The following is a 13696-nucleotide window of genomic DNA, read 5'->3' as shown; positions in this document are numbered from 1 at the left end:
TGTAATTCGGGCGTACCCTCCACAGCAACCTTACGCGGCACCATTTCATGTGTCACGGTGGGGGCGCCTCACAGACAGGTGGGTTCGCTCTCAGAGCAAACTCACCTGCTACCCAGTCGCTCCAAGAGTAGCGCTTCAGCAAGCGTCGCATTCTTCAGTGTCTTGAGCGACTGCGATTCATTCTCCGAGTGGGCATTTGTGGCTGGGTCCTCAACACCTGTGACCAAAACCTCTGCGTTGGGGAAAGCCTCTTCGAACTGGGCGATGAACGGGATGGATCCACCTACACCGATGGCCACAGCGTCCTCGTCCCACGCAGTGGTGAGAGCCCATCGCAAGTCGGAAACTCCTTTCGACTCCAAATCCGCAAGATATGACGGTCCTGTTTCTTCAATGCTGGTTGTCACCCGGCAGCCGAACGGCGCATGACTTACCAGGTGTTGCTCCACAGCCTGGGCGACCTCGGCAGAATCCGTTCCCGGAACCGTACGGACACTGAGGCGGAACCTGCACCTGGGGATGATTGCGTTGGCCGAGTCGGCCACCGAGGTTGCATCAATACCGATAACTGCGATAGCTGGCATGGTCCACACTCGGGCAGCAAGGTCTGCCGTTCCAGCCAGCGAGTAGCCGTCGATAACGGAAGAGTCCCTGCGGAAATCGCCCTCGTCCCAGTCCACCTCGGCCCGAGGATTGCCTCCTAGACCTTCTACCGCGACGTTTCCGTCTTCATCATGAAGCGTGGAAATCAAACGTGAAGATAGTGTCACCGCATCCAGGATCGGTCCCCCAAACATCCCTGAGTGCACTGCGTGGCCAAGCACCTGCACTTCGACATCCAGTGTCACCACCCCCCGCAATGATGCTGTGACCGCGGGCACATCCACCGTCCAGTTGTTGGAATCCGCAACCACTATCACATCGGCTCTAAGAACGTCACGATTCTGCTGCAGGAAATTTTGGAACGAGGGCGAACCGACCTCTTCTTCTCCCTCAATGAAAACAACCACGTTGACTGGTAGCTCTGCAGAGAGCTGTTGGAGTGCACGCAATGCTCCAATGTGAACGACGATGCCCGCACCATCATCCGAGGCACCACGTCCGTAGAGTCTGTCACCGCGAACCTCTGCGGTGAAAGGATCGGAATCCCATCGGCTGGCATCAACGGGTTGCACGTCGTGGTGCGCGTAGAGAAGGACAGTGGGGCGGCCTGGGATTGTCTCCGACGTTGCTATCACTGCCGGGGCTCCAAGCACACCCGGGGAGATCTCCCCACGCTCAACACGCGCGTCAAAGCCAAGCTCCCCAAACTGTTCACAAACAAACTCCGCACTGCGTTCAAGGTCACCAGCATGCGCAGGGTCGGAACCAACGGATGGAATTGCGACAATCCTTGAGAGCAAATCGATCTGCTCGGACGTTCCCGCATCAACGTTTTGCTTGAGTTCTTCTACTGTGTTCATGCACCCAATCTACTCTGCGGGGCGGCTTAGGAATAAAAGCTCGATTCCGCTACCCTTGGGTCGTGAGCAACGAAGAGAACGCATCGGTGAGCCCTGATTCGACGAAGAAGGGGCGCCCGACGCCAACACGCAAAGAGTCCGAGGCCGCGCGCCGCAAACCACTGGTCCCGACAGACCGCAAGCTTGCGAAGCAGCAGGCGAAGCAGAAGCGTGCCGAAGCATATGAGCGGGAACGTGTTGCACTGGAGACCGGTGACGAACGGTATCTTCCCATTCGTGACAAGGGTCGCATCCGCAGGTACATCCGTAACTACGTTGATGCTCGCTGGTCTGTGGCGGAGTTCTTGCTCCCCGCCATGCTGGTGTTCCTCGGCGGAATGCTGCTCTTTTCGTTCATTCCGCTGCCTGGCGGGATTAGCGAGTACACCATTGTTGGGCTCACGGTTCTGTTCTACGGGATGCTGATTGCTGCGCTAATCGAATCGATTTTCGTTTGGCGCAAGCTCAAGAAGCTCCTCGCGGCGAGGTATCCGGGCGATGAGATCCCCAGGGGTACCTGGTTCTATCTATTCTCTCGAATGCTCATGGCACGACGGTGGCGCTCCCCTCGCCCGACGGTGAAGCGTGGGGAGTACCCGAAGTAGACTGCTACGCCTGCCTGTTCACTAGGCTTGCGGCAAGCTCCTGCACGACTTGGGCGGTCTCTTCCCAGCCTTCTACGGCTAGGGTCGCCCATCCTGCGGCTTTGACAGGGTAGTCGTTCCCGCCCTCGTCCAACCGGTCTCCGATGAAGAGCATGTCCTCTTTCGCGATTCCAGTTTGCTCGACGAGGGCTCGCATGCCATATGCCTTGTCGATGCCCCGAGCAGTAATGTCCACGGAGGTTGACCCACCTGACCGCACCTCAAGTGTTGGCAGCAGAGCCCCCACTTCCTTCGCCAGTGACGCCCTCTTTTGACCGGTCGGATCCCAGGCTCGCTTCGCATCAAGAGGTGCATTCTGCCCCAGGGCTGAGAACGTGATCTGGGAGTTGCGGTTTTCGATGATCTCCCCCCACGGGTCTTCGCACCACAACCCGAGCTTTCGTGCGGTCGTCTCCAGTGCTGACATGGCGTTCTGCGCCTCGTCTTCAGTGAGTTGGTGGTCATAAACGTCGACGAGGGCGCCCTCGTGGAAATTTGCGTAGCGAGTCCCACAGGTAGGCAGCAGGTGGAGGTTCGCCAACTGCGTTGGGCTTGCATGTAGGTTCCCAAGTAGTTGCAGCTCAAACTGTGGAAACGCTCCACCGGAGATGACCGCGACTTCACACACGTCCAAAAGGTCGCGCAATGCGCGCGCCATTTGGTCTGGAAGTGGCGACTTTGAGGGGGCCAAGGTGTCGTCTAGATCGAAGGCAACCAGCTTCCACGCAGGGCCAACCAGATCTGAAGAAGGGGTGTTAGTCATGATGGGCATTTTACCTTTGCGACCAACCTGGTTCCCAAACTGGGCTGGAAGGTCACTACAATGTCGGGACGTGCCTTTTCGGCCCGTTATCTTGCAACCCATGACTGTCACGGAGGACACAATGGCAACTCCCCACATCCGCGCTGAAAAAGGCGACATCGCACCCGCAGTTCTCATGCCAGGCGACCCTTTGCGAGCGAAGCGTATCGCTGAACTGCTCTTTGATGAGCCCCGCCTGATCAATGATGTCAGGGGCATGCTTGGATACACAGGAGAGGTGGACGGGAAGCCGCTCTCTGTGATGGGTTCGGGTATGGGACAACCTTCTGCGGCACTCTACGCTAGCGAACTGTTCAAGTTCTACGGTGTTGAGAGGATCATCCGTGTCGGCACGTGTGGCGGGATCGCACCGCACGTCAAAGTTGGCGACACCGTCATCGCTATCGGCGCTCACACGGATTCGAACTTTAACCAGTCGAGAATTCCAGAAATCTACTTTGCGGCAATGGCGTCCTTCAACCTGGCGCGCGCTGCGTATGAGGCGGTGCCTGAGGGTCAGCGCGTGCACGTTGGACCGATTGTCTCGCGAGACCACTTCTACCGCGTCGTGCCAGGCCAGGTTGAGGGCCTCGCAAAATACGGCGTGCTGGGGGTTGAGATGGAAGCAGCAGCCATGTACGGAACGGCTGCTGAGTACGGCAAAGAGGCCCTGACGGTGCTAACCGTGTCTGACCACCTTCTTGATCCCAGCGGGGACATGTCAGCAGAAGATCGAGAGTCGAAGTTCCAGACCGCCCTTGCCGTTGCAGTTGCAGCAGCGCATTCCTAGGTAACTGGGCCCCGCTCCCGCCTACCCAGACGGTGAGCTGGGCCCGGAAAACTACTGGGAGTCGACTAGGGAACCACGTAACTGGTCAACAACCCCCGCATCCATGTGGTGTTTGATCAGGTAGTTATAGGGACTCCCAAAGTGCTCATCCATATACGTCAGCGCGTCGACCATAGCTTGTGGCGGCGACTGGGACATGAGAGGTGCCAACTTATCTGCTTCTTTCTTGCCGACAATCTCGCTGACGAGCTTGATCTTCTGCTCAAGCCAAGCGCCCTCAAGGTTGTCCTGCGTCAGCGCATATGAAGAAACAATGTCATCGCGGGAAACCCCTAGGAGCTCTTGGATGAGGGCGACTGTGATGCCCGTGCGGTCTTTACCAGCGGTGCAATGAATGATGACGCTTCCCTGACCAAGTCCTTTCGCAGCGGCCGTAACAGCCTTTGCAAAAGCTCTCCCGCCCTCCTTGAGCATCTCCTGGTACATCTTCGAGACCGTCATGTCTCCCTCAATCATCGAGGCTGGGGAGCCCGCCATGATCGAGTGCTTCTCGACGGCGAACCCACCCTTTTTAAACAAGGATGGCTCCATCATGACTTCAACCTCGGTGCGAAGATCGATGATACTCCTCACGGGCAGATCCCTTAGGAAGTCCGCATCCTGACTGTCAAGAGCAGCAGGTTGGTCTGAGCGAAGCAGACGCAGGGTGCGCAGACGCCCATCAGAGGCATTGAGGCCGCCCCCATCGCGGAGATTGTAGAAACCGCTCAAGTCATATTTGATGATGGTCATCGGTCAAGCCTCTCCCTCGAGTCTCTTCGCCTCACCACGAGTTGGCGCTAGTCTTCGCGATCTGGTGAGTTGTAGGGGTTCTTTCGCAGAACCCACCCGCTCAGTAGCGCCACCACCGGCCAGGCTACCCCGTTGAGCCACATCGCAGTGCTTGTGGTGCCCTCCGCGATATCAACCCAGGTGAAGACGCCCATCACAACGGATACACACAGCACAGCCCACGTAATAGCCTGTCTAATTGCTGGGTCCACCGGCAGCCCTCCACTTCCGCACAGATACTGCTCCCAGCATACTCTGGAGCGACGCTAGTCCCCTGACGTCAACAGCTTGCGACACAGCGTCCCCAGCTGATCTACCTCCTCATCGCTAAGCCTTGAATGAAGCCTTTCGGCGACCGCTACTCCGTGCGCTCGACCGACTACGCGCTGGATCTCCCTGCCCGCTTGTGTCAGAGAGAAAAGGGAAGCTCGTCCGTCAACTCCATGTCGACATCGTGCAATCAGGCCCTGCTCTTCCATGCGCTTCAGCATGCGGGATAGAGCAGGCTGGCTCAGAACTACCTTGTCAAGGAGCTCGGACTGGGTAAGTGAATCTGCTGCTCTAGACAGCGCGTAGAGGATGTCATACTCCCGCATCGGCAAGTCACCAAAGCTACCATCCGCAATGAACTCGCGGTTTAGTCGACTGTAGACCCGTAAGAACGATTCCCACGTGTTTGAAGCGGCTCCCAACTGGTTGCGCGAGAGTTTCTCCATGATTGCCTCACCTTCTAACCCAAAGACCCGTCAGCAGATAAACCGAAGTGCAGGTGTCGAACATTCTCAGGCCCGCACCTGCACTTCACAATTGATACCTAGATTAGGCCTTGTTCTTCTCTACGTGAGCAGCAACTGCTGCGATGTATTCGGTAAGGAAATCAACGGATCCCTGAGCGATCGTCCCGTCCTCGTTCAGAACCTTGTTGATGTTCAGGTACGCTTCCGGCTGACCCATCACCTGCATGTTGAGGAATAACAGGACGTTGCGCAAAGCCTGTTGAGCTTGACTTGTACCGAGATCCCCGATGGAAGCACCAGCGATTGCCGCGGGCTTGCCGTTGAATGAGCTCTTTCCCCAGGGACGTGAACCCCAGTCGATGGCATTCTTCATGACACCGGAGAAGGAGCGGTTGTACTCAGGGGTCACGAACAGCACCCCATCGGCCTCGTCGATCTGCTGCTTCAACAGGGCTGGGCCCTCTGAGTAGGCGCCATCAAAATCGTAATTGTAGAGGGGCAGATCCACGTCGACAGTTGTGAATTCTACGCCCTCGGGCGCAACAGATTCCAGAGCATTAGCCAGCTTCTTGTTGATGGAGTTCTTACTGAGCGAGCCAACGAGCACAGCGATCTTGGTCATTTCAGGACTTCCTTCTAGTGAAAATTAGTCAGAGCAATGGAGGCATCTGCTCCAGGACTTCCGTCCCGCTCCTAAGCAACCATTATGCATCTGCATATAGTTTTACGCCAGAGCTGTCCGTCACTTTTTCTCAGGTTCTGTCGGTCGCTCTCTCCACAACAAGGTGGTTGTTAGAGTGGTTGTCGCAGCCTATCGCCGAAAGGAGCTGCCGTGATGTTTCGTGGATCAGGGACCGCGCTTGTTACCCCATTTCATGAGGGTTCAGTCGACTGGGCTTCTCTCGAAGCTCTTCTCAATGCCCAAGTCGAGGGCGGAACGGCTGCTCTCATTGCGTGTGGCACCACGGGTGAACCCTCGACGCTCACCTTTGAGGAGCAGTGCGATGTTGTCTCCTTCGTCGTCCAACACTCAGGTGGCCTTCCCGTCTACGCAGGTATAGGCGGAAACAATACCGCTCACGTCATCGACTGCGGCCGAGCAATGGCTGATCTGGGTGCGGATGGACTCCTAGGTGTCACCCCGTACTACAACAAGACCACGCAAGATGGGCTGGTCGCGCACTACAGCGCGATTGCCGACGCAGTGGACCTTCCCCTGATCATCTATAACGTCCCTTCCAGAACCGGACTGAACATAGCTCCCACCACCACCGCTCGACTTGCTTCTCACGAGCGCATCGTCGCCCTTAAAGAGGCGAATCCTTCGATGAGTCAGATTCTGGAGGATTTTCGCCTTTGCTCCGATTCGCTGGCGATCTACTCGGGTAACGATGACCTCACGTACCCATTCTTGACCCTCGGCGGGGCAGGCGTGATTTCAGTCGCCTCAAACCTTATACCTCGACCAATGCATGACATCATCCGTCTTTTTGACGAGGGCGATTGGCTTTCAAGTCTTGCCCTCGCTCAGCAGTATGCTCCGCTTATCGACCTCCTCTTTGCTCAGGTCAGCCCCCTCCCCGTCAAGGCAGCCCTGGCCCACATAGGGTTGATGAAGAATGAGTTGCGACTCCCGCTGGTTCCTCTGACCGATGAAGAGGCTCAACCCCTGTTTGCAGAGCTGCAAGGACTCGGTATCGAGTAGGTCACTGCGAGCCTGCCAGCACCTATAATCACCTCAGCACAGGTATTTTTCACACAACAGGCAAGGTTCGCACGGCTATGACAACTGAATCAGCGCAGGCGCAGCGAATTCGAGGGCGTCTGGCACGTAAAGCTATCCCCCGTAAGGCTCTGGGCGAGTTTACCGCCCTCGATCGAGATCCTGCCGCAATGATTCAGAGGCGCGATGAAGGACGTCTGGCACGCCTGGTTCCGCTTCGCCACCAACGAATGTCTGCCAGCGAGTTCGCCTTCTTCCGCGGATCTGCTGGTCTAATGGCCCACGACCTCGCGTTGCAGGCGCAGACGGATACCCAGCTGGTGATCTGCGGTGATGCCCATATCAACAACTTCGGACTCTATGCCTCACCTGAACGCCGACTCATGTTTGACCTCAATGATTTCGATGAGGCGGCACCTGGGCCATGGGAGTGGGACGTCAAGAGGCTTCTCACCTCCGCGATCCTTACGGCCAAAGAGATAGGCGCGTCCCCTGACGAGGTCTCCGATATCGCGCAGAACGGCGCCAAGACGTACCGCACCGCGATGCAAGAAATGCTTGCAAAGCCCGCCCTCGAACGCCACTATGTTTCGGTGGATTCAACCACTATCGCTGCGAGCGTTCGTGAGGGAGGCCTCCGCGGCTTCACCAAGACGACACAGAAAGCACGCAAACGCGACGCGGATCGCACAATCGCGCACCTCATGACACCCGACCGAATGGGGTTCCTCCGTTTCAAAGATGATCCTCCCATCCTCACTCACACTGGTGAAATGTCGCAGCGGGACTTTGAAGAGCTGTTCCTCCAGTACCGCGACTCGGCCCTCTCGGAGATTGGCTTCCTGCTTTCGCGCTACGAGATCACGGACGTAGCGATGCGGGTTGTCGGCGTGGGCTCGGTCGGGACTCGCTGCTACCTGGTGGCACTCACTGGCCCCGAGGGCAACGGAATGGTCCTTCAGATCAAAGAAGCGGGCGAGTCCGTCGTGACACACTTTTCCGAACCGAACATGACGACGCCGCAAACACTCACCAAAGACATGTCGGGGGGCGACCGAGTAGTCACCCACCAGCGGATTCTTCAAGCTGTTTCCGACCCGTTCTTAGGCCATATCACCCAGGGCGGGCGGAGCTATTACGTACGCCAGTACCGCGATGCGAAAGGCAGTTTCGACACGACGACCATGGACGTCGAAACCCTCAAGAACTACGTGCGCCTGTGCACAACCTTGCTCGCGCGGGCTCATTCACAAAGCCCCTACGCACACTGGGTTGGGGGCTACATAGGTGACACAGATGCCTTCGATGTCGCAATACTGTCGTGGTGCACCAAGTACTCTGAGCAGGTCTCCCGTGACTACAGACGCTATCTGGAGGCGATCGAGGACGGAAGAGTTTCCGTGGCTATGGAAGAGCCCGCCACGTAACCTCGATCTAGAAACCGCGCTTCAGTCCAGGAGACCGGGAACCGACCGAGGGCGCACCAGCGTCCAGAGGAAGATGGCTCCGAGCAGTGCTGAGATCCCCATGACTCCACCCATCGGAATCGGGCTCCCCACACCGAGCAAGCCGATTATTGGAGAGAGAATCCCAGCGGTTCCGAAGTTCATCGCGCCCAGGATTGAGGCCGCAGTACCAGCCTGATCACCATGACGCGACAGGGCAAGAACCTGCTGGGTTGGGAACGCAAAACCGCAGCACAGAACGAAGAACCACAGCGGGATCGCAGTCCCCCACATTCCGAACCCGGCAAGGCCATCAAGGATGATGATCACGGCAAGGACCATTTGTGTCGATGTCGTCCCAACAAGAATCCACTGCGGGCCGACCCCAAAGCGGTCCATGAGCCGAGAACTGGTCTGAACCCCGATGATCACTGCAACCGAGTTAATTGCGAAGAGCATTCCAAACTGACGTGCATCGAAGCCGTAAACCTGTTGGAAAAGGAACGGCGCAGTCGACAGATATGCAAAGAGGCCCGTGAACGTCATTGCGGCAATCAGAACCGCACCAACATAGATTCGATCGCGGAACAGGATCGCATAACGCTGGCGCAGTGTCTTCTGGTTTCGGGAGCGGCGCTCTTTTGGAAGCGTTTCAACCACAAAGAACGCCACCGCTATCACTACAAGGACGCCATAGGAGCCCAGTACCCAGAAGATTCCCCGCCAGGAGGTCACGGTGAGTAGCCAGGACCCCAAAATCGGTGCAATAACGGGAGCCAGCCCGTTGACAAGGGCCATTCGGCTCAGCATGCGTACCAATGCGCGTCCCGCAAACAAGTCCCTGACGGTTGCCATTGCGACGACACCACCAGCAGCCGCACCGAACCCCTGAAGCACACGGAGGATTCCAACAATGGCAATCGAAGGCGCAAGCGCAATGCCAACCGATGCAAGAACATGTATGCATGTACCCAATACCAAGGGATATCGGCGTCCCACTCTGTCCGACAGCGGTCCGACGAACAATTGACCGACCGCAAACCCCACCATTGTGCCCGTGAGGGTTAGCTGCACGACGGTAGCGTCCACTGCAAAGTCAGCTTCTAACACCGGGAATGCTGGAAGATACATATCCACGGTAAACGGGCCCAATGCCGTCAAGGCACCTAGGACAAGGATGTAGGCCAGTCTTCTGCGGGAAGAAAGAGAATCACCGAGGTTAGGGACATTAGGCCCTGACATTTTGTTAGCCTTTCAGGCGTAGTAGTATCGCCCAAAAACCGGTTTGAGGGCGCCCATGAGGGCCCCGCTCCTAGTAGGAGTCGTAAACGGCGTAGGCAGCCTCCGCTATCGTCTCCCAAGAACCTCCTGCGGTCAAAATCACCAGGATCATCTCGCCTTTGTCGGACTTCACAACGGCGGCGTCGTGCAGGTACTGGTCTAGGAAGCCAACCTTGTCCCAGACAACAGCGGAACCAACTCCCGCCGGGATTCCCTCGCGGAATTCCTGCTGCTCCATCGCGTCCCCAAGGCGGGCGAGGTCGTTTCCATTCAGAGCATCGCCGACGACAACCTCACTAAGGAAGTGAGCCAGATCGCTAGCCGTTGTCCGCATGGCGGACCACTCGACATTTGTGTCAGTGAGGCCAAGCTGCGTCATCTGCTTCTGCACTGTCGCGGGTCCAACGAGTTCCAGCCACCGCTCAGAACACTCGTTGTCTGACTCGATGATCATGTCGTCAAAGCACTGGCCAAGGGTGCGGGATCCTAAGAGTCTGTCCTCCCAGTCCCATTCCCCTCCGTTCACCGCTTCAAACATTGAGTATGCAACAAAGAGTTTGTAGGTACTTGCCGAGGCGAACTGCTGGTCTTCATTAAGCTCCACAAGCACCTTTTCGCCCGTCACATCGTACGCAACTACTGCAATGGAGGCGGGTTCCGCGAGTTTTTCGATCTTCTCCCCCAACTCCCGACGGCGGAACTCGTTGTCATGTTCCTGCTTGATGATGGCGGCTAGATCACGGGCGGTAGCCAAGACTTCGCCTCGCTTGGGGAACGGAGCCATCTGTAGCTCTCGAGCCGATATCAGTGCTGCTTCAAGGTCTCTGGACACAGCAGTGGGGAACCTATTGGCTTCCGCGCTCTCCACCAGCATCTGCGCCTCCGCTGTGAGCTCTTGGAGGTCCTGAAAATCCTGTACTGAAGGCGGCATCTGCACCGCCCGCTCTTCAGCGACAGCGGTGCCGAGCAGATCCCCGTCTTGTCCACTAGCATCCGGAGTCGGCGGTGTCAGCGTCATGATGAGCGATGTGTAGATGCCGAAAAGCAGCGTCGCCACGACAAACGATCGCCACCTAGTTCGGCCCCTCCCTACGGGCACGAAGTGCCCACCGACTGGGAAAGTGCTTGCTGCAGTGCAAGTTCGGAACTTGCGATTTGGGTTGAGAGCCTTCCGTACTGAACCTCCATGAGCCCTGCGATGGCGTTGCTGACGCTCGAATCATCTCCGTCCGTGACACGCGATGGTACCTGCTCTCTGAGACTCCCCAGAGTGTTGATGGCAAATACCGAATCCTGCAGGTCTCCCAGAGTTGACGTCACTTGCCGCCACACAGAAGTACGTTGCGCATCCTCACCGAGAAGCGCCTCATATGCATAACGCACGGACTTTGCTGCTTTGCGAACCGTGTGCCACTGCATGCCCTGAGCGAGAAGGTCGGGGTTGTCCCCTTCCTCTAATGCACGCAACATCCTTGAGCACGTACGTCCAATCGGCCGCGCCCAACCTGTTCCGAGCAGTACCTCCACCAGGTCACCAGGCATAGCTGGGCCGGCCTTCCGCCGACGTGGATCTACTAGCAGAACAAGGAGGTCGTGCAGCAGTTCGAATCGTGGACTAGCCAGCTCCTCCCTGGCGACTTCCACAGCAACGGCCTCGTCCTCGTCCAGCCAGTTGAAGACGACATCGACTCCTTGACCTGCGATGCCCCCCTCGGACTCAAGGGAAAGCTTCTCTTGCAGAACCTGTGTATCCCGCAGCTCTGACAACACTCCCCCGTACCATCTGAGCTCAGAAGTGAGGTGGGACCGAAGGGACTCAGGAAATAGTATGGGGAACGTCCCCAGGGTGCTGCGAAGCCTGCGAGCTGCAACCCTGGACCTGTGGACGGCATCTTCTTCGCCAGAGCGAACCCCGTCTTCAAGCGCTTGGAGAAGCCCAACTTGACGACACACATAGCCCTGAACCGCGAGGGTGCTTGTGGGGGTTTTCTGCTCGTTCCAAACGGACCGCGGCCACTTCTCCAACGCCCGTGAAATCTTTGAACCATAAGGGGCGGCAAGCAAACCGGAGCTGAGCAGCACTCTCGACAGGTGAGTCAAAACTCGCCGGTCACCCATGCCAAGTTCCACCTCAACCTCATGCCACGTCGCAAACGGCCGCTCGCTCTCTCCACTTGCGGCCTCGAGCGAAGTGTCTGCGCGGACCTCATCATCACACAGCGTTGCGAGTACTGCTCCTCGTGGTGAAAGGAGAGGCGTTTCAACTCTGCGCGTCTCTAGGCGTGCAACAGGCAAGAGGGGGCTCATGCGGACAGATTCTGGAAGAGCATTACGAAGCGACATTGGCGGTCGTGCCCCTGTGATCGGTGCGTGAACCTCGATCTTCTCCCCGTCGGCCTCGCTCTTCATTTTGAGGTGCCAACCCGCATCTGTGCCACCGGAGCGACGTCGAAGCGCCACACCGAGAGTCAGCAGTTGCAGTTCCGGTGTGTCAAAGTAGAGGGCGTTGAGGTTACTCACCGCTATTGGCCCAAGTGGGGCAACTTGAGAGAGATCCGGCAGTGCACTGTCACGGCCGAAGATAAACTTTGCCTCAACCTCAATCTCTTCAGAGACGTCGGCTGACATTGCAGAGCTTTTCCCGGGCGTTTTCACCTCAACGTCGGCGTCGGCCTCAAAAAGCGGCAGTAGCCCCTGTGACCCGCTACTGAGTTCGGGCAAAAGTGACCACACTCCCACTGTCTTCCATGGTGAGAGCATCACCGCTAACCCCCACCGGAATCTCCTCCCCCGCAAACTCCAGAACGCAACCCGAAGACGTTGCGCGCCAAGTTCCGGTTTCTGCCTCCCCGAGGAAGAGAAGTTCCGCTGCACCGTCTGCCTTCATCGACAACTCAATTGTCAGGCCTAGAGACTCCAACTGAGCCATCTCCTCTTCACCGACGATGTCACCGCTCATGGACATCTGCGCCAGGCCCCACTCCCCCTCACACGCTGCTTCGGTGGAGGGCGACCCACAGGCAGTAAGTCCAGCTCCAACCAAGAGGGGCAACGCGACTGCTAACGCGGACAGCTTATGATTCATCTGCGGGCTTTCGTACGGGGCCGAGTTGAAGTTCAACTCACGGGTGTAGACGAGAGTATCACTGCAACAGCGAACGATCCGAGAGCTGCGCACCCTTGATCTTCTCAAATTGGTCAAGCAGGTCAAGGACGGTCATTTCACGCTTGACGTCCCCTTCAACATCGAAGATTATCTCTCCCTGGTGCATCATGATCAGCCTGTTACCCAGACACAGAGCCTGCTCCATGTTGTGTGTCACCATCAACGTTGTCAGCCTATGCTCGGCAACGAGACGTCCTGTCAGTTCCGTGACAATTTCGGCCCTTTGGGGGTCCAGTGCGGCCGTATGCTCGTCAAGAAGCAGAATCTTCGGGCTGGTGAAAGTCGCCATGAGAAGGGATAGAGATTGCCGCTGTCCTCCCGAGAGCAAACCCACCCAGTCCCTGAGGCGAGTCTCCAACCCCTGATCCAAGGTCCGAAGCTGCCGGACGTATTCAGCCTTCTTCTTCTTTGTTATACCAAGACCCAATGTACGGCGCTCGCCGCGGTTCGACGCAATCGAGAGGTTCTCCTCAATCGTCATGTGGGGCGCGGTTCCAAGAGACGGATTCTGGAAGACCCTGCCCATGTACTTGGCACGTTGAAAATCCTTGAGACGGGAGACATCGGTTCCGTCGATCGTCACCCTTCCAACGTCCGGTTTGATGGACCCCGCGATGACATTGAGCAGCGTGGACTTCCCCGCACCGTTGGAACCAATCACCGTGACGAACTCGCCGTCCTCAAGGCTGAGGTTGATGTTTGAGAGGGCACGTCGTTCGTTGACTGTTCCGGGAAGGAATGTCTTAGAGACGGCTTCTAACTCCAGCATGGTCGC

At 57.3% G+C, this 13696-nt stretch carries 15 protein-coding genes; 4 read left to right on the top strand and 11 right to left on the bottom strand.

The genetic code is table 11. The features are described 5' to 3' along the window. Nucleotides 1-101: 101 nt before the first annotated feature. Nucleotides 102-1463, bottom strand: coding sequence for a M20/M25/M40 family metallo-hydrolase (locus H2O65_RS05345; protein WP_182140730.1), 1362 nt, complete (start codon nt 1461-1463; stop codon nt 102-104). 62 nt (nt 1464-1525) lie between these two features. Between H2O65_RS05345 and H2O65_RS05340 the strand changes: the two genes are divergently transcribed. Next, nucleotides 1526-2107: a DUF3043 domain-containing protein gene (locus H2O65_RS05340; protein ID WP_182140729.1), complete on the top strand. Its 582-nt coding sequence runs from the start codon at nt 1526-1528 to the stop codon at nt 2105-2107. 4 nt (nt 2108-2111) lie between these two features. On the opposite strand, the gene H2O65_RS05335 is transcribed toward H2O65_RS05340, so the two are convergent. Beyond that, nucleotides 2112-2909: an HAD-IIB family hydrolase gene (locus H2O65_RS05335; protein WP_182140728.1), complete on the bottom strand. Its 798-nt coding sequence runs from the start codon at nt 2907-2909 to the stop codon at nt 2112-2114. Between the two features lie 121 nt (nt 2910-3030). On the opposite strand from H2O65_RS05335, the gene deoD reads away from it, so the two are divergent. Then, nucleotides 3031-3738, top strand: a complete 708-nt coding sequence (gene deoD, locus H2O65_RS05330; protein WP_182140727.1) for a purine-nucleoside phosphorylase — start codon at nt 3031-3033, stop codon at nt 3736-3738. A gap of 51 nt (nt 3739-3789) precedes the next feature. Here deoD and H2O65_RS05325 read toward each other — a convergent pair whose 3' ends face one another. From H2O65_RS05325 to H2O65_RS05310, 4 genes are all read right to left on the bottom strand, one after another. Continuing rightward, nucleotides 3790-4530 carry a tyrosine-protein phosphatase gene (locus H2O65_RS05325; protein ID WP_182140726.1) on the bottom strand — a complete coding sequence of 247 codons (741 nt, stop codon included), beginning with the start codon at nt 4528-4530 and terminating at the stop codon, nt 3790-3792. A 47-nt stretch (nt 4531-4577) separates the two neighbouring features. Next, nucleotides 4578-4781: a hypothetical protein gene (locus tag H2O65_RS05320; RefSeq protein WP_182140725.1), complete on the bottom strand. Its 204-nt coding sequence runs from the start codon at nt 4779-4781 to the stop codon at nt 4578-4580. A 54-nt stretch (nt 4782-4835) separates the two neighbouring features. Then, nucleotides 4836-5285: a MarR family winged helix-turn-helix transcriptional regulator gene (locus H2O65_RS05315; protein WP_182140724.1), complete on the bottom strand. Its 450-nt coding sequence runs from the start codon at nt 5283-5285 to the stop codon at nt 4836-4838. A 103-nt stretch (nt 5286-5388) separates the two neighbouring features. Further along, the gene (locus H2O65_RS05310; protein ID WP_182140723.1) at nt 5389-5928 is read right to left on the bottom strand and encodes an NADPH-dependent FMN reductase; all 540 of its coding nucleotides are present in this window, start codon (nt 5926-5928) and stop codon (nt 5389-5391) included. Between the two features lie 213 nt (nt 5929-6141). Between H2O65_RS05310 and dapA the strand changes: the two genes are divergently transcribed. Further along, complete coding sequence (gene dapA / locus H2O65_RS05305; protein WP_182140722.1) at nt 6142-7011, top strand: 4-hydroxy-tetrahydrodipicolinate synthase; 870 nt, start codon at nt 6142-6144, stop codon at nt 7009-7011. A gap of 77 nt (nt 7012-7088) precedes the next feature. Continuing rightward, the gene (locus H2O65_RS05300) at nt 7089-8456 is read left to right on the top strand and encodes a DUF2252 domain-containing protein (RefSeq protein WP_182140721.1); all 1368 of its coding nucleotides are present in this window, start codon (nt 7089-7091) and stop codon (nt 8454-8456) included. A 21-nt stretch (nt 8457-8477) separates the two neighbouring features. Here H2O65_RS05300 and H2O65_RS05295 read toward each other — a convergent pair whose 3' ends face one another. The 5 genes from H2O65_RS05295 to H2O65_RS05275 all read right to left on the bottom strand — a co-directional run bounded on the left by H2O65_RS05295 (nt 8478) and on the right by H2O65_RS05275 (nt 13690). Continuing rightward, nucleotides 8478-9716 carry a multidrug effflux MFS transporter gene (locus tag H2O65_RS05295; RefSeq protein WP_182140720.1) on the bottom strand — a complete coding sequence of 413 codons (1239 nt, stop codon included), beginning with the start codon at nt 9714-9716 and terminating at the stop codon, nt 8478-8480. Between the two features lie 70 nt (nt 9717-9786). Continuing rightward, the gene (locus H2O65_RS05290) at nt 9787-10812 is read right to left on the bottom strand and encodes a serine hydrolase (RefSeq protein WP_182140719.1); all 1026 of its coding nucleotides are present in this window, start codon (nt 10810-10812) and stop codon (nt 9787-9789) included. Between the two features lie 32 nt (nt 10813-10844). Further along, nucleotides 10845-12488, bottom strand: a complete 1644-nt coding sequence (locus tag H2O65_RS05285; protein ID WP_182140718.1) for a CYTH and CHAD domain-containing protein — start codon at nt 12486-12488, stop codon at nt 10845-10847. Further along, nucleotides 12460-12840, bottom strand: coding sequence for a hypothetical protein (locus H2O65_RS05280; RefSeq protein ID WP_182140717.1), 381 nt, complete (start codon nt 12838-12840; stop codon nt 12460-12462). Before H2O65_RS05280 ends, H2O65_RS05285 begins: the two co-directional genes overlap by 29 nt. A gap of 58 nt (nt 12841-12898) precedes the next feature. Then, entirely contained in the window at nt 12899-13690 is a 792-nt protein-coding gene (locus H2O65_RS05275) for an ABC transporter ATP-binding protein (RefSeq protein WP_182142676.1), read from the bottom strand. Nucleotides 13691-13696 lie beyond the last annotated feature (6 nt).

Origin of the sequence: Schaalia sp. JY-X169, from assembly GCF_014069575.1 — a bacterium.
Classification (GTDB): domain Bacteria; phylum Actinomycetota; class Actinomycetes; order Actinomycetales; family Actinomycetaceae; genus Scrofimicrobium.
Note: the sequence above shows the minus strand (reverse complement) of the source record. Positions and strands in the feature narration are given on the sequence as shown.